At 45.5% G+C, this 19,552-nt stretch carries 22 protein-coding genes and 1 pseudogene; 11 read left to right on the top strand and 12 right to left on the bottom strand.

Annotated features, from left to right (window positions below):
• The 4 genes and pseudogenes from QUA38_RS08435 to QUA38_RS08420 all read left to right on the top strand — a co-directional run.
• A pseudogene (locus tag QUA38_RS08435) lies at positions 1-190 on the top strand (zinc ribbon domain-containing protein); the annotation flags it as partial.
• A gap of 72 nt (positions 191-262) precedes the next feature.
• Positions 263-1,228: a BadF/BadG/BcrA/BcrD ATPase family protein gene (locus QUA38_RS08430; RefSeq protein ID WP_333160829.1), complete on the top strand. Its 966-nt coding sequence runs from the start codon at positions 263-265 to the stop codon at positions 1,226-1,228.
• Between the two features lie 281 nt (positions 1,229-1,509).
• The gene (locus tag QUA38_RS08425) at positions 1,510-2,166 is read left to right on the top strand and encodes a hypothetical protein (RefSeq protein WP_333160827.1); all 657 of its coding nucleotides are present in this window, start codon (positions 1,510-1,512) and stop codon (positions 2,164-2,166) included.
• Between the two features lie 103 nt (positions 2,167-2,269).
• The gene (locus tag QUA38_RS08420; protein WP_333160826.1) at positions 2,270-2,671 is read left to right on the top strand and encodes an MgtC/SapB family protein; all 402 of its coding nucleotides are present in this window, start codon (positions 2,270-2,272) and stop codon (positions 2,669-2,671) included.
• Positions 2,672-2,950: 279 nt separating this feature from the next.
• Here QUA38_RS08420 and QUA38_RS08415 read toward each other — a convergent pair whose 3' ends face one another.
• From QUA38_RS08415 to QUA38_RS08395, 5 genes are all read right to left on the bottom strand, one after another.
• Positions 2,951-3,256, bottom strand: a complete 306-nt coding sequence (locus QUA38_RS08415) for a hypothetical protein (RefSeq protein ID WP_333095081.1) — start codon at positions 3,254-3,256, stop codon at positions 2,951-2,953.
• Positions 3,237-3,470, bottom strand: coding sequence for a hypothetical protein (locus QUA38_RS08410; RefSeq protein WP_333095082.1), 234 nt, complete (start codon positions 3,468-3,470; stop codon positions 3,237-3,239). Before QUA38_RS08410 ends, QUA38_RS08415 begins: the two co-directional genes overlap by 20 nt.
• Positions 3,471-3,865: 395 nt before the next feature.
• Positions 3,866-4,006, bottom strand: coding sequence for a hypothetical protein (locus QUA38_RS08405; RefSeq protein WP_333095084.1), 141 nt, complete (start codon positions 4,004-4,006; stop codon positions 3,866-3,868).
• A gap of 383 nt (positions 4,007-4,389) precedes the next feature.
• On the bottom strand, positions 4,390-4,602 hold the full coding sequence (locus QUA38_RS08400) for a hypothetical protein (RefSeq protein WP_333160824.1): 213 nt from the start codon (positions 4,600-4,602) through the stop codon (positions 4,390-4,392).
• A 50-nt stretch (positions 4,603-4,652) separates the two neighbouring features.
• Positions 4,653-4,883, bottom strand: a complete 231-nt coding sequence (locus tag QUA38_RS08395) for a hypothetical protein (RefSeq protein ID WP_333069764.1) — start codon at positions 4,881-4,883, stop codon at positions 4,653-4,655.
• Between the two features lie 126 nt (positions 4,884-5,009).
• Here QUA38_RS08395 and QUA38_RS08390 point away from each other — a divergent pair, with 126 nt between their 5' ends.
• Both QUA38_RS08390 and QUA38_RS08385 read left to right on the top strand, forming a co-directional pair.
• Positions 5,010-5,177: a hypothetical protein gene (locus tag QUA38_RS08390; protein ID WP_333160822.1), complete on the top strand. Its 168-nt coding sequence runs from the start codon at positions 5,010-5,012 to the stop codon at positions 5,175-5,177.
• Between the two features lie 80 nt (positions 5,178-5,257).
• Positions 5,258-7,006, top strand: coding sequence for a hypothetical protein (locus QUA38_RS08385; protein ID WP_333160820.1), 1,749 nt, complete (start codon positions 5,258-5,260; stop codon positions 7,004-7,006).
• Between the two features lie 349 nt (positions 7,007-7,355).
• Here the strand turns inward: QUA38_RS08385 and cobS are convergent, their stop codons facing one another.
• Positions 7,356-8,153, bottom strand: a complete 798-nt coding sequence (gene cobS / locus QUA38_RS08380; RefSeq protein WP_333160818.1) for an adenosylcobinamide-GDP ribazoletransferase — start codon at positions 8,151-8,153, stop codon at positions 7,356-7,358.
• A gap of 259 nt (positions 8,154-8,412) precedes the next feature.
• Here cobS and QUA38_RS08375 point away from each other — a divergent pair, with 259 nt between their 5' ends.
• From QUA38_RS08375 to QUA38_RS08365, 3 genes are all read left to right on the top strand, one after another.
• Positions 8,413-8,862, top strand: a complete 450-nt coding sequence (locus QUA38_RS08375) for a hypothetical protein (RefSeq protein WP_190662161.1) — start codon at positions 8,413-8,415, stop codon at positions 8,860-8,862.
• Between the two features lie 225 nt (positions 8,863-9,087).
• A complete protein-coding gene (tgt, locus tag QUA38_RS08370) occupies positions 9,088-10,218 on the top strand; it encodes a tRNA guanosine(34) transglycosylase Tgt (protein ID WP_333160816.1) in 1,131 nt (376 codons plus the stop codon).
• A 60-nt stretch (positions 10,219-10,278) separates the two neighbouring features.
• A complete protein-coding gene (locus QUA38_RS08365; protein ID WP_006634808.1) occupies positions 10,279-10,416 on the top strand; it encodes a photosystem II reaction center protein K in 138 nt (45 codons plus the stop codon).
• Positions 10,417-10,500: 84 nt separating this feature from the next.
• Here the strand turns inward: QUA38_RS08365 and QUA38_RS08360 are convergent, their stop codons facing one another.
• Together QUA38_RS08360 and QUA38_RS08355 are read right to left on the bottom strand one after the other, a co-directional pair.
• Entirely contained in the window at positions 10,501-11,055 is a 555-nt protein-coding gene (locus tag QUA38_RS08360) for a glutathione S-transferase family protein (protein WP_333160831.1), read from the bottom strand.
• 140 nt (positions 11,056-11,195) lie between these two features.
• Positions 11,196-11,777 (bottom strand): manganese efflux pump MntP family protein, encoded by a 582-nt coding sequence (locus tag QUA38_RS08355; protein ID WP_333160814.1) that lies wholly within the window; start codon positions 11,775-11,777, stop codon positions 11,196-11,198.
• Positions 11,778-11,974: 197 nt separating this feature from the next.
• On the opposite strand from QUA38_RS08355, the gene QUA38_RS08350 reads away from it, so the two are divergent.
• Positions 11,975-12,574 (top strand): cytochrome b/b6 domain-containing protein, encoded by a 600-nt coding sequence (locus QUA38_RS08350; RefSeq protein WP_333160812.1) that lies wholly within the window; start codon positions 11,975-11,977, stop codon positions 12,572-12,574.
• Between the two features lie 282 nt (positions 12,575-12,856).
• Here QUA38_RS08350 and QUA38_RS08345 read toward each other — a convergent pair whose 3' ends face one another.
• From QUA38_RS08345 to QUA38_RS08330, 4 genes are all read right to left on the bottom strand, one after another.
• Positions 12,857-15,160, bottom strand: a complete 2,304-nt coding sequence (locus QUA38_RS08345) for a cache domain-containing protein (RefSeq protein WP_333160810.1) — start codon at positions 15,158-15,160, stop codon at positions 12,857-12,859.
• A gap of 796 nt (positions 15,161-15,956) precedes the next feature.
• Complete coding sequence (locus QUA38_RS08340; RefSeq protein WP_333160809.1) at positions 15,957-16,421, bottom strand: hypothetical protein; 465 nt, start codon at positions 16,419-16,421, stop codon at positions 15,957-15,959.
• Positions 16,422-16,609: 188 nt separating this feature from the next.
• Positions 16,610-17,170: a sugar O-acetyltransferase gene (locus tag QUA38_RS08335; RefSeq protein ID WP_333160808.1), complete on the bottom strand. Its 561-nt coding sequence runs from the start codon at positions 17,168-17,170 to the stop codon at positions 16,610-16,612.
• Positions 17,171-17,309: 139 nt separating this feature from the next.
• Positions 17,310-17,984, bottom strand: coding sequence for an MBL fold metallo-hydrolase (locus QUA38_RS08330; protein ID WP_333160806.1), 675 nt, complete (start codon positions 17,982-17,984; stop codon positions 17,310-17,312).
• Between the two features lie 33 nt (positions 17,985-18,017).
• Between QUA38_RS08330 and QUA38_RS08325 the strand changes: the two genes are divergently transcribed.
• Entirely contained in the window at positions 18,018-19,490 is a 1,473-nt protein-coding gene (locus tag QUA38_RS08325; RefSeq protein WP_333160804.1) for a site-2 protease family protein, read from the top strand.
• Positions 19,491-19,552 lie beyond the last annotated feature (62 nt).

The following is a 19,552-nucleotide window of genomic DNA, read 5'->3' as shown; positions in this document are numbered from 1 at the left end:
CAACTACCCGCAGCGTCCCTTTGCCAAAGAATGCACGCTTTATCACGATCGAGCTGAGCCACTTGTGCCACAGACGAACCGTTACAGCAGCGGTGACGGGCTGCAATTGATCAAAAATTGGTGTCAGCGCCATCTGGTTTGGCTAGCTTTATTAGGTTTAATTATTATTAGCATTGCTCTCTCGATTTAATCGGATTGTACAAAGCGTAGAATAGAGATATATCTGCTAATCTGGGTTGCTCTATTATTCTCTAAATTATTCATGAGCTACGTATTCGGCATCGACGGCGGAGGCACTAAAACTATCTGCCTTTTAATGGACGACAACCACCTTGTTTTAGGACGGGGTGAAGCAGGGCCGTCAAATTATCAAACCCTGGGAATTGAGACGGCAAAACAATCCATCCAATTAGCGATCGAACGAGCAGTTCTGTCCGCTCAGGTCGAGGCTGTAGGCAATCTCAACATAGAAGCAATTGGTCTGGGACTAGCAGGCGTCGGGCGTCCAAAAGATCGTGAAATAGTGCAATTTGTAGTGCAGAACTTGCAGTTGACGAATACTTTACCAGTAACCCGATCGTTCCTGCCTAGGAATATAGTAATTTCCAGTGACTGCGCGATCGCACTTGCTGGCGGTACAGGCCATCCAGTGGGTATCGCGGTTATTTCAGGAACCGGTTCGATTGTTTTTGGGCAAAACCGTCACGGAAAAACTAAACGAGTCGGCGGTTGGGGATATATTTTAGGCGATGAAGGCAGCGGATATAACATTGCCCTTCAGGGTTTGCAAGCTGCTTTGAAGTTCTATGACGGACGCGAAGATTTTACCGTGCTTGCAGAAAAATTTCAAAACCATTTAGGCCTCAATAACCTAGAAGAATTGGTAGAAGTCGTTTACGGGCGCGGTTGGGGAGTCAAAGAAATTGCAGCTTTAGCGCCGATTGTCGAGGGAGCAGCAGCAGAGGGCGATCGCGTCGCTGACTGCATTATCAATAATGCTGTGGCAGAATTAACCTATTCAACAAAAATAGCCATTTCAGCGCTATTTAACCAAACAGAAGAATTTGAAATTGTGATCGTAGGAGGTGTGTGGGGTGGAGAGGCAAATTGCCGAGGTCGGTTTGAAGCTGCCATAAGTGCGATCGCTCCAAAAGCTAAGGTAATTTCGCCCCGATATGAACCAGCTTTCGGTGCTGGATTGCTAGCCTTAAACGCTCTCAACAATTAATCTCCTGTCCCCAGGCTTCCGGCTGTGATTTCACCTTAACTAATTAGAGGCTAAGGGGGACGATGAACCGAAATCTCTCCTTTATCCTCCTTATCTTCCCACTCGTGCCGATTTTATCTATTTTTCCAAATTTTAAAATTCTGGATTATCTACCTTATCTTCCCAACTTCTAGAATTCCAGCCTGCCATAATCAAAACATCAGATGAATGGGAAACAAGAAACAAATTTAGCAGTAGTGCGTTCCTAAGTAAACAAAAACCGAAGCAAGGAGACAATTTATATGATTACTTCTCAAAAATGGCGTTCAGCAACAGCAGCAATCCTCGCACTGGGGATTACAGTGGGAACCAGCGCGCCGCTGGTGGTAGCTACTCCCGCAGAAGCCCAACAACGAATTTCCCAATTTGATAGCATCCGAATTCCGTCGGGCAGTGTAATTCCAGTTAGCTATGAAAAAGACAAAATAGTTGTCACCCGCGAAGAAACTGCACCTTTAACTTTAACAGTAGCGCAAGACATCCGCACACCTCAAGGCAGAGTATTAATCCCCAGAGGCAGCCAGATAGTCGGGGCACTGCAACCTGTCAGAAGAGGCAATCAGAGTGGTACTCAATTTGTTGCGAGGGAGTTAATTATCAGCCGCCGCCAACGCTATCGGATTGATGGAAATTCAGGAATTATTACTAGAACCGAAAGAGTCCAAAAAGGTGCTGGCACAGGTTCAGTAGCGCAAGGTGCAGCCTTGGGTGCAGCAGCAGCAGCAGCACTTGCAGGCATTACCGGCGACAAAGCCATCGCCACTGAAGAAGTATTGGGAGGCGCTGGGATCGGCGCTTTAGCTGGAGTATTGTTGGGGCGGCGCAGCGTTGACGTACTCGTGATTCGCCCGGAACAAGATTTGGCAGTGAGATTGCGATCGGACATCGTACTCCGCTAATATTGGAATCTTCGGATTAATTATTTGCAGTAAAACATTGTCGATCGCTAACTTGTGGTCTCCCGATAATTGGCTAGGCATACTGTTAAGGTTGTGCCTAGCCATGTTTGTTGGCGGAATTATTGGATGGGAGCGCCAACTCAGAAACAAACCAGCGGGATTGAGAACTCATATGCTAGTAAGTATGGGTTCTGCACTGTTTGTTTTAATGCCGCTGGCAATGGGTAAAAATGAAAATGGAGGAGATGCTGTAGCGCGCGTAATTCAAGGCATTGCTGCCGGGATTGGATTTTTGGGAGGCGGAGAAATCCTGCGGCAAAATCAAGAGCAAATAGGTAAAGTTGAAGTTCACGGACTCACCTCAGCCGCCGCTATTTGGGTATCAGCAGCTTTAGGAACTGCGGCAGGATGCGGGTTGTGGCAACTGTCATTGATTGGCGCTTTAATGTCGCTGTTTGTTCTGAGAGTAATAAAAGAGCTAGAGCGTCGGAGTCGTAGGAAATAGTCTCATTGAATATATATTAAATTTGGTAAAATAACCGTTACAATGTTGCTAGTGACGCCGAAATTACCAACTCGTTTGATGAAGATTCACGGTCTCACTACTAACCAATTTGATTGCGGTTAATTGAGGGTAAATAATATTAGCTTTTTCATACCAAGTCGAGTTAATCACTTATCATAAATTGTTGGCTATCCTCCCCGCCAGACCTGTCAATGTATTGAAAAAGTAGCTCAAACCTATCATAATAAGGAGTGCAACCGGAATTGATATATAGCAATCCTATATGAATTGTGAAAAGGCATCAAATTTTTTCAAGTTAGGAAAATTGAAAAGATTATATTTAGCAAACAATTGAAATAAAAGATTAATAATATTAATTTTTTTGACTAAACGATAAAACATCCCGATCAAACTTTTTAATTGAAACCATATTGCTTCAATTGGATTTTCTTCGGGTGCATAAGGGGCAAAAAGTTCACAAGTAATTTTCCATTCCAAAGGGGCTAGTCCTTCATTTTGTTTTGCTAAAAATTTCCGCCTATTCTCTCCGGTATGATGCCTGACTTCATCCCAAAATATTAACAATCTTTTTCCGACATTTCTTTTGTAAATTTTCGACAAATTTGACAGTATTTTCTCCATTCCCCGTTGAATACTTGGCGACAATTAAATCTGGCTCTAACAAATTTAATGCACCATAATAAGTTTGCCTATCTTTATAATTATTAATTGGTATTTCCACGCGTTCTTTTGACTTTCCCCATCCTTCACCTACAATGTCTCCTCCATTAAATGGCATTCGTTTATTGCATAGACTACAAGCTGTCCCGACTCTATTTTCTATCTATTATCTTCGAGAAATTGGTTAAGTCTTTCAATTCTTTTTTTGACTGCTTTTTCATTTTTTATCGGATTTACTTTTTCAGCTTTTTGTCTGGTTATCTTCTCTTTTCTGTAAATATTATAGTAACTTTATTTCGATTTAAATATAACATCGTACTCCTCTATTAAATATATTTCTATTTCTGATATATCCCAATATTATTGGCGGCATGATAACCATTTTATGGTTGATTCTTCTTCTTTTGTTAGCTTGGTTTTCGCTCCTCTATAGCCTAATCTTAGACCTGGTATTCCTTGTGTTATAAATTTTTTCCCTTTACTTACAAAACCTTGAGATACATTTAGTATATTTTATATCGCTCTGTACACATAACCTTGGAGAGCTAGTTTTACTGCTAAGGCTCTCTTCATTTCTCGCGAGTCTCCATTACTATTTATAAATTTGATTAAACCTTCTATTTGTCTTTCTTTTTCATTTTGATTGGCTTCCATTTGCTTTCTTCCCTTTCATTTATTATGAAAGTTTCCTATGTATTTTACCATAGAAATCCATATTTACATCTCAAATGAAATTGCTATAACAAGAAATAACCTTTGAATGCTAACGATCGACAGTTAGTCAGCAAACAGGGTGATAGGTCTGGTCATCCCCGCCTTGCCTTTGAGGAGCTAAGTCCTGCCTACAAGCTTAAACATTTATTTTAAAAATCATTTAAATTAGAATTGATTGGCTTACTACCGAGTTAAGCAAGATAGGAATAGTGGTAAAATTAATTAGTTATACGTTAGAAAAAATAACTCTTAAATAAAATTTTTTAGTAAATTGATTAATTAATATTTATTTTGCCGGAAAGCACATGAATGAATAAAGCTCGTTAATTCGTTTCGGGAAAACTTGGCATTTTCATCAATTCCAAAGACTCTTGCCTTACGCGACCCGCCATGGCAGCTAACTGCAAGCTCATAAAAGCATTCAAATCTTCCAAATCACACTTGGCTGAGGAAAAAATCTTCTGCATTTCCTTTTCCGCTTCCAAACTTAGATATCCAGCGGCAATAGCTTGTTTTACAACTTCACGAATCTGCACGGTAGAAATTTCCCTTACTAAATTTTAACTAATCAAAAGCAAACAAGTTACTAACAGGAAGTTTCGGAAGCCGTCTCGCCAAAGATTTCAAATTTTTTCAGCTCGCGAGACTCTTGTTTCACTCCTCCGGACATAGCTGCTAGTTGCAAAGCCATAAAAGCATTTAAGTCTTCTAAGTCATACGTGGTGGTAGTTAACATCCGCCGCAGTTGATTTTCGGCTTCAATGGTTAGATAGCCTAGAGCCAGAGCTTGCTGGGCGAGATCGCGAATTAGTACCATAACACTTCGGGGTTTTATTGGTTCAAGTCTCAGTATCAACTGTTTTCACAGAATCAGCAGTGACGGCTATTGCTCGATAGGTGTGACATTGTTACGGGGCACTCGTGACAACCGGAGTCGGAGAGTGTGACTAAGTATTTGCACGGTTGTGACGGCGATCACGCGGGGGATGCCAGAGGCGGAGTCGGAGACTGGGTAGTCGGAGAGTGTCCGGGTGTCTGCATGGGGGAGTCGGAGAGTGTCCGAGTGGAGGAGCCGGAGAGGGGAAGCATTTTTCTTTTTCCCTGGGACTAATCACTGATGACTACTGCCTTCTACCTTCAGAAGACGCTCAACGTCTATAATCAGCAAGTTAAATATTTACGGCAAGACATATGGAACTAGCTCATAAAGATTTGCTACAACAAATAGCCCGACTATCGGAAACTTATGCTAATTTGGCCGATCGCTTATCCCAAGCAGCAAAACAACTGCAAGACTCGGGCTTTCCTCCCTCTGACAGCTTGCTGCAAGAAGTAGCAGCCTACAGCCGCAACTTTGCCGCAGTCCAAAAACAAGCTCTCGAACTCAACAAATCCGCGATCGCGCCGGGGGAAATTGCTTCCCTCAAAGACATTCAAAACTTAGTCGAGACTGCAGCAGCTTCTGAAGGTAAAGCAGAAATTCGCGATGCAGCATTGAAAGTGCTCGATCGAGTATTGGCGATCGCCCACCGCGAACAAAGCGACTTCGCGCCCTTACAATCAGTTCATGCCAAAGCCCGCGAACTGCAGCGCGCGATTTCGGAATCTACCCCAACTCAACTGCATTCCGACGCAGAATCCTTAGTCAGTGGCAAACACCCAGTTTCAGCAGTGCTGGCCCTAGTGGAACAGCAAGACAAATTAGACGACGAACAGTGGGTCATCCTCGAAGAAACAGTCAGCGCCGCTTTTGGAAAACAAATAGCCGTAGCCATTTCCAGAGGCAAATTAACCATTGCTGAGATGGTAAAAGCAGCACCTGCAAAAGTCGAACCCGCATTTAAACCAGCGGCAGAACAAAAAATCAGCGCCGAACCTTTGCCAGAAGTGATTGTCATCCCCTCAGGAAATGTAGCACCGAAACAAGTTACAGTGGCGCCACAAATCCAGATTTTGGAATCCCCCGCACCTTCTGTCCCCATGCACGAGGTAATTATTGTTCCCAGCGTAGAAGTACCTAAGTCTCTTCAGACAACCGGTTCCGGGAACATTGTTTTTGGGGCACCTCGGGACATTCAAGAAGCTCCTGTAGAGGGCGGTTTGGGAATCAAAGTTTTGGTCCACATTCAGGGAATTGGCGATCGAACTTTCGGTGGTCAAGAATACGCGGGTACTAAAGCTCAAGGGCGTCGTGTCGAAGGATTTGCGATTAATATCGATCCCCCAATTCCCGGTTTAAATGTCGAGTACATGGCTCACGTCGAAGGGGTTGGCGATACTCCTTGGCTCAGCCAGGGAGAATTGGCCGGTTTTCGGGGTCAAGCGAAACGAATTGAAGGATTTGCAGTGCGATTGATCGGGCCGCAAGCTGATAAGTACGACCTATTTTATAGCGCTCACATTCAGAATATCGGCGACACCGACGTGTCTTCCAACGGCGAATATTGTGGCACTCGCGGCAAAGCTTTGAGAATCGAGGGCATCAAAGTTTGGATCGCGCCGTCTGCTAGTTCCCAAGTTGTGGCACCGGTGGGTTTAAAAGTGTTGGCGCATATTCAAGGAATTGGCGATCGAACTTTTAGCGATCGAGAATATGCGGGTACTAAAGCTCAAGGCCGTCGCGTGGAAGGATTTCAAATTAAAATAGAGCCTCCCGTTCCCGGTTTAAATTTGCAGTACATGGCTCACGTTGAAGGAGTTGGCGATACTGCTTGGATCTCGGAAAGCGAGTTGGCAGGTTTCCGGGGCAAAGCCAAGCGCATTGAGGGATTTGCCGCCCGCCTGACAGGGCCGCAAGCTGATAAATACGACGTATTTTATACGGCTCACATCCAGAATGTAGGCGATACTCCTGTTACTGCTAACGGTCAATATTGCGGCACTCGTGGCAAAGGTTTGAGGGTTGAGGGGATGACGGTTTGGGTTGAGCCGAAAGCGTAAAAAGTGAGAATGAATGGAAAATTTGCCGTGGCATTTTCCATTCATTTTGTGTGGTTATATTATGTGGGATTGGTTTGTTTTTGTATAATGTGCGCTCTCCTAGGGGCGGATTGTTTAGACAATCTCGAACCCAGCTAAAATTAACATTCCGAGGACGAGCGCAGCAATAAAGTATCCCATAGCTTTCTTTAAAGTTTGAGGTTTGCTGTATCTAATTTAGGGTGGCATTTGAAGGCAGACAGGATGAAAACCATTGCTATTGAGTGCGGATTTCCACCTGCTAGAACCGTCATTATTTGGTAAGTTGAGGACTAAAGTCTTCACTAAAACAATGGCAACATGACATAATTTACCCTTCCAGAGCCGCCAAAAGACACAGCAACAAAGCCTCCGTCCACTCGACTACGGCACCGTAAGTATCGCCCGTGTGGCCGCCCAAACGGTGGTTAAACCAGGCTCCGGCAAAAATTCCGATCGCACTTCCCCCCAAAGCCATCCCCACCGCCAACAGCCACCGATCGCCCTCCAAGACAACTTGCACCACGCTCAAACTCAGCAGCAAAAGCACTCCGGGGATAAAATCAAAAGGAGAATAAATCGATTCTTTGTGAAAAGCTCCCTTACCCTCGGCCCGGAGATAGGGATAGCGGGCGATCGCCACCAGTTGTGCCCACCTCCCCCAACCCGCCACACCCATCAAAGCCAGCCACCGATAGTTATTCAAGTCCGAGAGAGCGGCAGTTTTCAGCAGCACGATCGCGATCGCAGCCATCGCCCCAAAGGCTCCTGTAACGCTGTCCCGCATGACTTCCAGCCTGCGTACCGGGTCTGGTACAGCCAGCCCGTCCGCCGCGTCCATTGCCCCGTCTAGGTGCAGCCCGCCAGTCACGGCGATGCCCAAGACTACCACCAAGGCCGATCGAGTCAGAGCAGGCATTCCCAACAACTGCAACCCAACATCCGCCAGTCCCACCATCCCCCCAATCAAAAGCCCGATCGCCGGGGCCAAGCGGGCAATGCCCCGAAACTCCAAAGTCCAAGACACTGGTACCGGCAAACAAGTATAAAAAGCGACTGCGGCTGCGATGGCAGCGCCTTGATTCCGGAAAAAGCCGATCGTAGAGCGAACCCATTTATCATGCACCATAAGATAGAAAATTTTTCATCTGGTATGCAGTTGTCAATCGATTAGCGTGTGCCAGAATTGGACTGTAACACCCTAGTTTTTTGGATCGAGCATTCCTCCTGTCGCCCGCTCTTTTCCCCGGAAAACCTCTGTCGGCAGCGATCCCAAAGCTCCCTATCTAAAATGACTAAACTCAAGATCCGCGTTTCCCTTCCCAAGAATTCTAGCTAACTCCCTGATGTTCAAGACGGGAAAATACTACAACAGAGGCTTTTACTACATGAGTCACGATCAATTGAATAACAGGGTAGTTGCTCCTTGCATCATCGATACAGGGATTGTCGTCAACAAACGCGATATCAAAAGATTGCTGTTTGATTTAGGACGTGTCCGCTACCTTCACATACAAGATGGCGAGATTTATAGCGAAGGGGAAGGTTATGTGCTCGAAGTCTTCGCCAACCCCCACCGTTCTACCCTGATTGCCAATCATGCGCTTTATTTGAACGTCTATAGTTTTGATTACCTGGAACTTAAACAGTCCCCTGAAGATGGTGCTTATTTTGACCTGATTCAAGATGGACGGCAGTTGCGGTTAATTCCCCTCTCCAATCCTTTGCAAGAGCAATTCGCCCGGAATTTAAATGCTGCGGCTTTGGATGCGGTTGTCGATCAGGTACTCTCAGGCAACTGGGATCTGCAATTAGATGATGATGATTCCCCGTTTTAATCGTCAGTCAGTCGATTTTAGATTTTAGATTTTAGATTTTAGATTTACTCGCAGCTTTGAATCTGGGAGTTAGAACTAAGGTCTAAAATTTTTTGCCCTCCACGACGATTGTCGGAAACTTGTATCCGTTTTTGGGCGGGGTCATGAGTTTTTTGTCGCGATGTCAACAACAATAGATTAGATAACACGGACGGCCGAGTAGCGGTTAACGAGCATCGGGGACTAATGACTGAGGACAGGGCGAAATTTTCTTTTAAATGTCAGGCTAATTGCAGCCATACCCAAGCGCGTGCAGGGGTTTTTGCCACTCCCCACGGTGTTGTGGAAACGCCTAAATTTATGCCAGTGGGGACGCTAGCTAATGTCAAAACTTTGACCCCGGCACATCTTGAGGCGGCGGGTTCTCAAATGGTTTTGGCCAATACTTATCACTTGCACTTGCAGCCGGGGGAAGCGATTGTCGCAGGCGCTGGCGGATTGCACAAATTTATGGCTTGGCCAGGCCCGATGCTGACGGATTCGGGCGGCTTTCAGGTGTTTAGCTTGAGCCAAATGCGGACTATTTCTGAGAATGGGGTGACTTTTCGCTCTCCCCGCGATGGCCGCATGATTAATTTGACGCCGGAACGATCGATCGAAATTCAGAATGAGTTGGGCGCTGATGTGATTATGGCTTTTGACGAGTGTCCCCCTTACCCCGCTACGCGAGAGGAGGTGGAGGCTGCCACAAATCGCACTTACCGCTGGCTGCAACGCTGCATTCAAGCTCACTCGCGCCCGGATCAAGCTTTGTTCGGCATCGTCCAGGGGGGCGTTTTCCCCGATTTGCGATCGCGCGCGGCGAACCAGTTGGTAGATTTGGATTTACCAGGCTACGCCATCGGCGGCGTTAGTGTGGGGGAATCGGGGGATTTGATCGCAGAGATTGTGAAGGTGACTGCGCCTCTGTTGCCGGCAAATAAACCGCGTTATTTGATGGGGATTGGGACTTATCGGGAAATGGCGCTGGCGGTGGCGAGTGGCGTAGATATGTTTGACTGTGTGATTCCAACTCGGCTGGCCCGCCACGGGACGGCTTTTGTGGGTGGGGAACGCTGGAGTTTGAAAAATGCTCGGTTCCGGGAGGATTTTGCTCCGCTGGATGAGTCTTGCCCTTGTTATACCTGCCAAAAATTCAGTCGGGCTTATTTGGCCCATTTGGCGCGGGCTAACGAAGTGCTGGGGTATACTTTGCTGGCGCTTCACAATGTGACAGAGTTGATTCGCTTTACGGGGAGGATGCGGGAGGCGATTTTGGCCGATCGATTTACTGAAGAGTTTGCCTACTGGCTTGCACCGAGAGTCGATCAATCATGATTGCCGTGGGTAAAGATATGCGACAATTATGAAAATTCTGTTGGATAGGTAGGTTGATTCATGGAAGCTGCATTACTCTTAGCAAAACTGCCCGAAGCTTATTCGATTTTTGAGCCTTTGGTTAATGTTTTGCCGGTCATTCCCGTATTTTTCTTGCTGCTGGCTTTTGTTTGGCAGGCGGCTGTCGGATTTAGATAAGTTTGATTTCATCAAAAGCAGGGGCAATTCACAAATTGCCCCTGCTTTTAGCTATTAAGTTTTGTTTCGTTCTTCTTTCTGGCTTCAGCTACCGCCGATCGCACTTTTGAATGCCGGTCTTTCTGAGATCCGCTTGATGTAATCTACAACGGCAGGATAAGCACTAAGGTCTAGTTTTAGCATCATCGGAATGTAGGCTAAAATTGACCCGACTGCTGCGTCAGCGACGCCGAATTCATCACCCATTAAAAACGGCTGTTTCTCAAAGATTTCATTTAACGGTTTTAACAACTTGGGAGTTTCGCGATCGCGAGTTGCTTCTGTAAAGATTCCCGGCCCCAGGGTGGCGTTAGCAAACGTGACCCACTGCACGATTTGAGCTTGCTGCTCCAAAGTGTCTGGCATTTTACCATGTTTTTGAGCTAAATACAGCAGAATTGCGCCGGATTCCCAAAGTTTAAAATCTCCGTCGGCGATCGCGGGTACTTTGCCGATCGGGTTAATTTCGAGATACTCTGGCTGCAAGTGTGCCCCTGCTTGCATATCCAGCATGACGAATTCGTAGGGAACCGCTATTTCTTCTAGATACCACTGGACAATTGAGGCCCTGCTGCGGGCTCCGCCGTAAAGTTTCAGCACGAAATTTTTATCCTTTAACACAACATTGGTGTTATAGCATTTTTTGGTCAGTTGTCAGTTGTTAGTTGTGATTTGGGAAAATTCCCAATTACCAATGACAACTGCCAACTGCCAACTGCCAACTAACAACTGTCAACTGACTACTGACCCATAACTAATGGCACTTCTGTCAAGTGCATAAACAAGATTCTGCTGCCAATAAAAATCAAAATTGATCCGCCCAATATCTCAATTTTATTAGCAAACAAGTTGCCACACTTGTGCCCGATAAACACCCCTGCAAAGGCTAAAAAGAAAGTAATAAATCCGATCGCAGTCACCGCAAGAGCAATAGAATCTTTCAGGACAGCAAATCCGAGGCCAACTGCGAGGGCATCGATACTCGTTGCCACCGACAGCGTTATCAAAGTTCCCGTATCTAAGGGATTAAACTTTTTCTCACATTCTTCGCTTTGCAGCGATTCGTAAATCATTCTACCGCCAATGAAACTCAAAAGCCCAAAAGCTATCCAATGGTCGATCGGTGTTATCAAAAAACTAAAACTCAGACCTATTAACCATCCTATGACGGGCATTAAAGCTTGAAATACTCCGAAAAATAAGGCGATTTTTAAAGCTTTATTCAGCTTCATGTGTTTTATTGCTAAACCGCTAGAAACAGCAACTGCAAAAGCATCTGCTGCTAGTCCCAAGGAGAGTAATATGGTAGTGGCTGCATCCATTTTTGTAAGGTGTTAGGTAGTATAAATAAAGTGTTCCTCTTGATTGTTTTAGTTTACACTAAAATTTGATATATTTGCGTTATTATCATAATCTATTCATTTTTTACTCACATTTATTTCACAATTGGCGCGGGTTGAAAAAATCAGCGGTTAGCTGTATTCTCTAAAAGATTATTTATCAAGTAACAGAATTTACTATGCCGCAATCTAGACCCTACCAGCCATTGCTGCTCAGATTACTGCATGGGGTTAACGCTGCGATCGCCCTTTTAGCAATTTTGACCGCATTTCTGGTTTACAACACCTACGATGGGCGGCTTGGCAAAGTCCCCGTGCCTCAGATTACAGATATTATCGGGATTCACGGCACTTTTGGCAAGATGTTGCTGTTAGGAATAATGCCGGCTTTTACAGTGTACAGTTTCCACGCAGGTCAAAAACGCTTGGTGCAGCCGGATTCTTTTGGCAAACTAACGCAGTTGGGAAAACCGATTTGGTGGTACAGTTTGCACCGGATTGTGAATACGTTGATGTTGCTGGCACTGACTTGGGCGATCGCTTCTGGCAGTATGGTTAAGGAAGAATGGCTGCCGGCTGGGGAATTGACGCAGGTTTGGTATTATTTACACGCTTCTGGTTGGGTCGTATTGGTGTTTTGTCTCGCAATGCACTTGTTGATGAGTGCGAAAGTGGGGGGTTTGGCGCTAATTGTGTCGATGTTTGATGCCGCCTATCGCCTAGAAGATTCGCCGGCTGCTTGGTGGAAGAAAATTCGCTCTTTGGTCGATCGCTCTTAATGTGAAAATGCTTAATTTGAAAATGAACAGAAATATTTTATTAATTGTTGCGGAAGTCTTGGTCATGGGAGGCTGGTTGTTTGCTGTGGTTGCACCTTTATTATTTCCCTAATTCTATTATAGCAGTTTTGATGGGCAAATAAATGATCGTTAGGTTTTTAGTGAGGAATTCAGCCCTCCGTTTTATGAGAACTAAAGTCTTCACTGCAAAGCCAAATTAAGCTTTCCGCGGAGCTTGCTGGCAAGATTTGCGACGGGTTTCCCTGGCGGCAAAATCCGAGCTCAAAAGATCGGCAATTTTACCATAAACTCAGCACCGCCACCAGTTTGAGATTTATTTTGAGATTGCACTGGAGATTCAACTGTCAGCCTGCCGCCGTGCAATTCTACAATAATTTTATAGCAAACCGACAGCTCCAATCCTGTAAAATTTTTCAATGATTTAGTAGGACCAAACTGGTCAAATATTCTGTGTTGAATTTCCTGTGGAATTGGGGAGCCGTTGTGGGCGATCAATACAACAATAAATCTGCCTGTATGTTCCTCGACAATATCGGTTTTGATTGTAATAATTTGAGCCGAGTTTTCAATCGTTTTAACTGCATCTATAGCATTGATCATGAGACTTGCGAATACCTGGCTCAGTTGAGCGGGATAACACAAAATTGGCGGCAGGTTGTGGTACTCCTTGACTACTAATATTTTTTGCTCAAGTCTGTGAGCCAGCAACAGCAAAATATTGTCGATGCTCTCATTGACGTTGGCGTGTTCTTTGTTGGCTTCGTCAGTAAGTGAAAATTTTTTCAAAGCTAGGACTATCTGGCGAATGCCATCGGCTCCTATTTTCAAAAAATTGAGGATTTGCGGCAACTCTTGGCTGATAAAATCTAGGTCACACGTCTCTATTTTTTTTGCAATTCGTGGCACAGGTTCGGTATATTGTTCTCGATAGAGGCGAATTATACTAAGCAAATCTTTGATATAATCGTTGAGGTGAATCAGGCGACCGTAAATAAAGTTAATCGGGTTATTAATTTCTTGGGCAACTTCGGCGGCTAGTTGACCCACCCTTGTAATTTTTTCGCTTTGTACTAAATGCTCTTCGGTGATTCTGAGTTTGGCTAATACTTCTTCCAAAAGTTTGAGTTCTTCTTGAATTTGCCCGTGGAGTTGGGATTGGGAAATTGCGATCGCCAGCGAGTCGGCAATTGCTTCCAAAACTTCCACCTCGTCGGGAGTCGCAAACCGCCGATTTGCACAGGCGAAGAGATATCCCAGCCGATGATTCTGAGTTAGTACGGGTACTGCTGCGTAGTGACTATTTGTGAGTTCGATATAGGCGTGTTCCTCAGATGCTGTGGCATCAGGGGCGGCCGTTTTATGTAGCAGTATCGTTTCGCAGCGGTGAAGCCGTGCAGCTAAATCTCCAGAGGGCCCTCCTAGAACACCAAAAATTCCCAAGCGCCCCGGCAAACGTTCCCGACAATATTCCCAGCCAAATTCTAAAGTATCTTGTCGGGGATCGTACCATGCGAAAATTGCTCGATCGAGCTTCAGTAAAGTACCGAGTTCGTCTACTGTAGTTTGGAGGATGCGATCGAGGTGCAAGCAAGCCCGAATGCGCCCGGTCAATCGGTGGAGAAGGGCTTCTGTGCGTCTGCGAATGCAATTTAGGGCAAACAGCTTGAGGGCCACAATTGCTGCGAAAATAGCTGCGGCTGCAAGTAGGCCGGCGGCTACTGCTAGTATCTTGAAAGGAAGGAGTTCTTTTTCGAGATTTTCGCGGGGAATTACGAGGGCTAGCGACCATTCAGCTTGTTCTAATGGAAGATAGGCAACATAAACTCTGGCGCCGTTGATTTGAGTCAGCACAATCCCCGTTTTTTGATAAACCATCTCCCGGGCTACATTTGCCAAATTAGCCTCTGCCGACTCTAAAAGACTGGGAGCCGAATTGTCGATATTTCCGATTAATCCAGCGTCGGGATGCACAATCGGCACTCCTTGAGAATTCAGAACAAAAGCGTAAGTTCCTGCGCCATATTCCAGCTTTCCTACTACTTCGGCAATTCGGTCGATGCTAATGACGCCGTTCATTACTCCGATCGGCTTTTGTGCTGTTTTATCAATAGAATTTGCCGAATTTGACCACACCGGAGCCGAAATGGGAACAATACTTTGTCCTTTGAGCGTGCGAGAAATGGTAGGATCGGAAACATATACTTCCCCACCCATTGCCTTTTTGAAGTGTTGGCGGTCGCTCACAGTAATCAACGCTCTGCCGACTTTTGTGGTGAAATAAGAACCGTTGGGCTCAATTAATGCCAAGTGCTGAAATTCTTGCAGTCGATTTACTTCCGATTTTAAATAAGGCTCTGCCACGGACCAATTCATCGAACGAACGGGAGGAGTGTTGGCGAGGATTTCGATCTCAGCCTTTCTAGTGCCGAGCCAGCGATCGATCTTGTTTGCCCGCTCCCTAACTTCTAAGAAAGCATTTCGCTCGCTTTTGGTGATAATCAAGCGGCGAACGCTTTGATAGCTAATACAACCCGTGATGCTAGCTGCCAGAATTGTTCCCCCCAAAATTAAGAGCGCAGTTTGGTACCCAAGATGGTATTCGCCCTTTAATCTCGCTGGTAATAGTCGAGTTAATTTCCACCACTTTACTTTCGCAAAGCTTCGCATGGTTTGACCAATTTGTGAGATAGAAATCCTTAGCTCACCTACGATCTACTCGCCCGCCTGCCAGTAGTCTTAAACTACGAGCATTCAATAATTGCGGGGATTTTTTAATTTTTTCCCACCGAGCAGCTCCTATCGTTTCCGATTGCACCGGAATGATATAAAGGACACGGCAGTGCCGTTTCCCTACCCAGATTAATTGTAGGGACACGGCACTGCCGTGTCCTGGCGGTGGGTAATATGAATTCCGATGCTACCCGATTTGATATAACTTTGTTAAACAGGAATAATATTATACCACATTTTTGACAAATTAAAAAAATTAATCACCTACTTAATTTTTTTACATTCGTTAATAATTTATGTTATTTAGGTGATGTGAGCAGTAGACTTTTTAGGTTGAGATTTTTGGTGTTTGTCTTAATCAATAGTCCAGACTGTTTTTAGTTCCTAGTCTGAAACCCTAGATTTTCCGTTGATAGTTCGATTGCCGAATTGCCTAGAAAACCGTAGAATAAGGGTTTCTATCAAAAACTGTCTGCAGTATTGCTTAATAACGAAATATTAAAAGTTTTTCCTTCATTAATAATGAACGAAAAACTTGTTAAATCTTTAATTTACATCTCAACAATCAAAACTATTTTCGGTGCATCCGCTGGCTGAGGCACTGCTAAATTGCCCCAGTTGCGGGATTTGTTTAAAGAACCTTGTGAGTGTGTTCGTGCTGTTTCACGTTGTCTTCAGTGCGAATGACGCGCTCGGAGTTGAGCACTCTTTTGCGTTCTAAGGAATAAGTAAAGTCGTTGCGAACTGTTCCCAAGGGAATGTGAAGTTGAGCTTGCGGGCGGATTTTGTAAGTGCGGGCAGCGGCGATAGCCCGAAAGCCAAATTCTTCGCTAAACTGAGCAGATGTCGGGAATTCTGGCAACATTTTGGGTGTTTCGCCGTCGAGCACTGCTCCCAAAGTCGTCCCGCAAATCATTAAATAGGATGTGGGAATTCCCTTCACAATTGCTTCTAAAGCTGCTGAGGGAATAGCTTCGATTACTTGCACTTCAAAAACTTCGCCTTCTTCTTTGATGAAGCAGGTAGCTACACCGACTGCTATGTAGTCGTCGGTGCAGAGATCGGGAGCGTTGGGATAAACTGTTGCAGTCGTCATAAAAAAAGCTTGGTAGTGTGGAAACCGGGAACGAGAAATTAAGCGATTTTAGATTTTAGATTTTAGATTTATTCCACGGTTTTTTTCGGGGATTTTACGTGAAAAATCTCAAACCGCCTGTTCTAAACCTAAAATTTTTTGGTTAAGCTCCAAGGAGCCGATCGCACGATTCTGTCGATCGTACCACATCAAGGTAGATGCCGGATGATTCGGCAAGGATTCCCCGCCGCCACGACGTTTGCGGGAATATCTTTGACAACAACACTGCCTGCGCCGATCGTGGTATTGTCGCCAATAGTGACTCCTGGACAAATAATACTGCCGCCGCCAATCCAAACATTATTGCCAATATTAATTTCAGCGGCGAGTTCTTGGCCAGAAAGCCTTATTTCCGGGTCTGTGGGGTGAAGAGCGGTGTAAATTTGTACGTTGGGCCCGCACAGTAAATTTTCGCCAATGTTAACTCGATTGCAGTCGAGAATCACGCAACCAAAATTCATGTACAACCCGTTTCCAGCATAAATATTGCTGCCGTAGTCGCAGTAGAAAGGTGGCTCGATTTCAACTTTGGGGCCAACTGCACCGAACAATTCTGCGAGAAGTTCTAACCGTTTGTCCGGTTCATCTTCGCGGGTATAATTGTAAGTTCTGGCGAGGCGGCGAGCTCGTTGGCGCTCTAAAATTAATTGCTCATCAGCAGCTAAATACAATTCGCCGGCGAGCATTTTTTGTTTTTCGGTTTTTTCCATAAGAATAGGCGGTTGTAACCGCCACTATACAAACTTTCCTCGCTCTTTAACAGACGGAAGAATAATGTAGGGTGCCTCAGGGCGCACCTTACCGCTCTAATTAGCGCGTCCGATCATTTTTTGATGTTGCAGCAGACATTTAGGGTTCAGCTTTTGACTGCAAACAAACAGCTAAATCCAGATTTGCTAATTGCTCAAAAGCTCGATCGATCGATCCTTTTCCCCGCAAAAAACCAGTATTTGCACCGGGACAAATATACTGTAAAGTTTCCGGTGAAAATCGATCGATAATTGACTTCACGCTGTTAATTTGCCTAGGCCAGTGAAAAGTTTTTGCCGTCCACAGCGGTACTGGCGCGGCTTCTCGGTTGGGGAGCAAGTGCCTACCCGAAAACAGCACTCCACCGCTGCCACTATGATAAAGGCAAGAGGAACCAGGAGAATGGCCAGGAGTCCAAAATGCTTTGATTCCATCGCTCACAACAAATTCTCGCTCAAAAACCGTCACCTTCAAACCCGGCAGTAAATAAGCTTCCTGCTCTTGAATCATGATCTCGCACCCCGTGGCTTCCTGAATCTCCCGCGCCTTGGCGATAGCGCCACGGTGGGTGAGAAACAGCAGTCGCACGCCGCCGTGTTCCCGCAAAAATGTTTGGTTAATCTCATCCCAAGCGGGACAATCCACCAGGATGTTAGTTTGGTTTTCTACAATGAAATAGGCTGTTGCACCCAGAGTTTCCCGGTTAGGCGGGAAAGCAAGGATATTGTCGAGCACGGGCCTGGGTTGTTTGGAGACTGAACTCTGTTGTTTCAAGGAAGTATTTCAGAAGGGAATGGGATAAATATTATGTTCTTTTTACTATGGTTGTTCGTATTGGGGCTGATATCGTACTACTTGTTGCAGAACGGCACCAGCCGCATCACCAGGACTCCGATATGGCTGCTGTGGCTGGTAATGATGGCGCCCGCGCTGATTTGGGGTGGTTGGATTTTAGTTTACGGTACCAGCAAAACTGTACCGCCGGAGTTGGTAATTATACCTTTTCTGGTTTGCCCTTTTTTGTATTGGTTTCTGGTACAGTTGGGGCGCAAGAAAATTACCGCCGAAACTCCTGAGCAGGTAGCAGACTCTGCGAGTGAACCTGTAAAGCCAAAACCGCCCGTGCGCCCGATAGATGCAGCGGAAGAAGCGAGTTTGCGCGATTGTTTTCCTTGGTCAATTTACTTTCTGCGAGATTTGGAATTTCGGCCGCAGGCTGTAATTTGTCGCGGACAGTTGCGGACGAACCCGGAGGCGGCTTATCAGGCGATTCGGGAGAATGTGGAGAGGCTTTTTGGCGATCGCTTTTTAGTAGTATTTCAAAACAGCTTGAGCGGTCAACCTTTTTTTGCTATAGTTCCCAATCCCAGCCACCAATCAGGGGAAACTCCTGTCAAAACCGAATCTGTAACCCGGCCATTTTTTGCATTAGCTTTGCTGCTGATCACGGTGTTTACGACTACGCTTGTCGGGGCGCGACTGGTCGGAGTTACTGAACAAGCTTTGCAGTCCAACCCGTCAATATTGCTCCAGGGTTTGTCTTACTCGCTGGCTCTAATTACAATTTTAGCAATTCACGAATCCGGCCACTATTTAGCTGCCCGATTCTACAAAATTCGCACGACTTTGCCTTATTTTATCCCGATTCCTTTTTTCTTAGGAACTTTTGGGGCTTTCATTCAAATACGGAGTCCAATTCCCAACCGCCGAGCTTTATTTGATGTTAGCATTGCCGGACCTCTTGCGGGTTTAGTGGCGACAGTGCCATTATTAATTTGGGGTTTGAATCATTCGACTATTGTACCGCTGTCTGAGAAGTCTGGAATGTTAAATTTTGACTCTTTTAAACCCAGTTTTTCGCTGCTGATGACTTTGTTGAGCAAGTTAACCTTGGGCGGCGCTTTGAATGCGGAAACTGCGATCGATTTGCATCCGGTAGCGGTGGCGGGTTATTTGGGTTTGATCGTGACGGCGTTTAATTTGATGCCAGTAGGACAACTCGACGGCGGGCACATCGTGCACGCGATGTTCGGCCAGCGAGCGAGTATGGCGATCGGGCAAGTTGCTAGACTTTGTATGCTGCTGCTTTCTTTTTTGGAACAGGGTTTGCTGCTGTGGGCGATTATTTTGTTTTTCACCCCACTAAACGACGAACCGGCGTTGAATGATGTTAGCGAATTGGATAATCGGCGGGATTTTTTGGGGTTGTTGGCGATCGCGCTTTTGTTAATGATTTTGTTGCCGGCGCCCAGGGTACTCCTTGAGTGGTTAAATGTTTAGAAGGAAGATCGGCAACGGATTATGTAAGGGATTTAACTAACTAACTAACTAATTGATGTTGA

This window comes from Microcoleus sp. Pol12B4 (assembly GCF_036701385.1).
Classification (GTDB): Bacteria; Cyanobacteriota; Cyanobacteriia; order Cyanobacteriales; family Microcoleaceae; genus Microcoleus.
This window is presented reverse-complemented; position numbering and strand designations above follow the sequence as displayed.

Excerpts from the sequence above, each read along its gene's own strand:
- QUA38_RS08430 (WP_333160829.1), top strand. The coding sequence starts at position 263 with ATGAGCTACGTATTCGGCATCGACGGCGGAGGCACTAAAACTATCTGC.
- QUA38_RS08425 (WP_333160827.1), top strand. The coding sequence starts at position 1,510 with ATGATTACTTCTCAAAAATGGCGTTCAGCAACAGCAGCAATCCTCGCA.
- QUA38_RS08420 (WP_333160826.1), top strand. The coding sequence starts at position 2,270 with ATGTTTGTTGGCGGAATTATTGGATGGGAGCGCCAACTCAGAAACAAA.
- QUA38_RS08410 (WP_333095082.1), bottom strand. The coding sequence starts at position 3,470 with ATGCCATTTAATGGAGGAGACATTGTAGGTGAAGGATGGGGAAAGTCA.
- QUA38_RS08405 (WP_333095084.1), bottom strand. The coding sequence starts at position 4,006 with ATGGAAGCCAATCAAAATGAAAAAGAAAGACAAATAGAAGGTTTAATC.
- QUA38_RS08395 (WP_333069764.1), bottom strand. The coding sequence starts at position 4,883 with ATGGTACTAATTCGCGATCTCGCCCAGCAAGCTCTGGCTCTAGGCTAT.
- QUA38_RS08385 (WP_333160820.1), top strand. The coding sequence starts at position 5,258 with ATGGAACTAGCTCATAAAGATTTGCTACAACAAATAGCCCGACTATCG.
- cobS (WP_333160818.1), bottom strand. The coding sequence starts at position 8,153 with ATGGTGCATGATAAATGGGTTCGCTCTACGATCGGCTTTTTCCGGAAT.
- QUA38_RS08375 (WP_190662161.1), top strand. The coding sequence starts at position 8,413 with ATGAGTCACGATCAATTGAATAACAGGGTAGTTGCTCCTTGCATCATC.
- tgt (WP_333160816.1), top strand. The coding sequence starts at position 9,088 with ATGACTGAGGACAGGGCGAAATTTTCTTTTAAATGTCAGGCTAATTGC.
- QUA38_RS08365 (WP_006634808.1), top strand. The coding sequence starts at position 10,279 with ATGGAAGCTGCATTACTCTTAGCAAAACTGCCCGAAGCTTATTCGATT.
- QUA38_RS08355 (WP_333160814.1), bottom strand. The coding sequence starts at position 11,777 with ATGGATGCAGCCACTACCATATTACTCTCCTTGGGACTAGCAGCAGAT.
- QUA38_RS08350 (WP_333160812.1), top strand. The coding sequence starts at position 11,975 with ATGCCGCAATCTAGACCCTACCAGCCATTGCTGCTCAGATTACTGCAT.
- QUA38_RS08340 (WP_333160809.1), bottom strand. The coding sequence starts at position 16,421 with ATGACGACTGCAACAGTTTATCCCAACGCTCCCGATCTCTGCACCGAC.
- QUA38_RS08335 (WP_333160808.1), bottom strand. The coding sequence starts at position 17,170 with ATGGAAAAAACCGAAAAACAAAAAATGCTCGCCGGCGAATTGTATTTA.
- QUA38_RS08325 (WP_333160804.1), top strand. The coding sequence starts at position 18,018 with ATGTTCTTTTTACTATGGTTGTTCGTATTGGGGCTGATATCGTACTAC.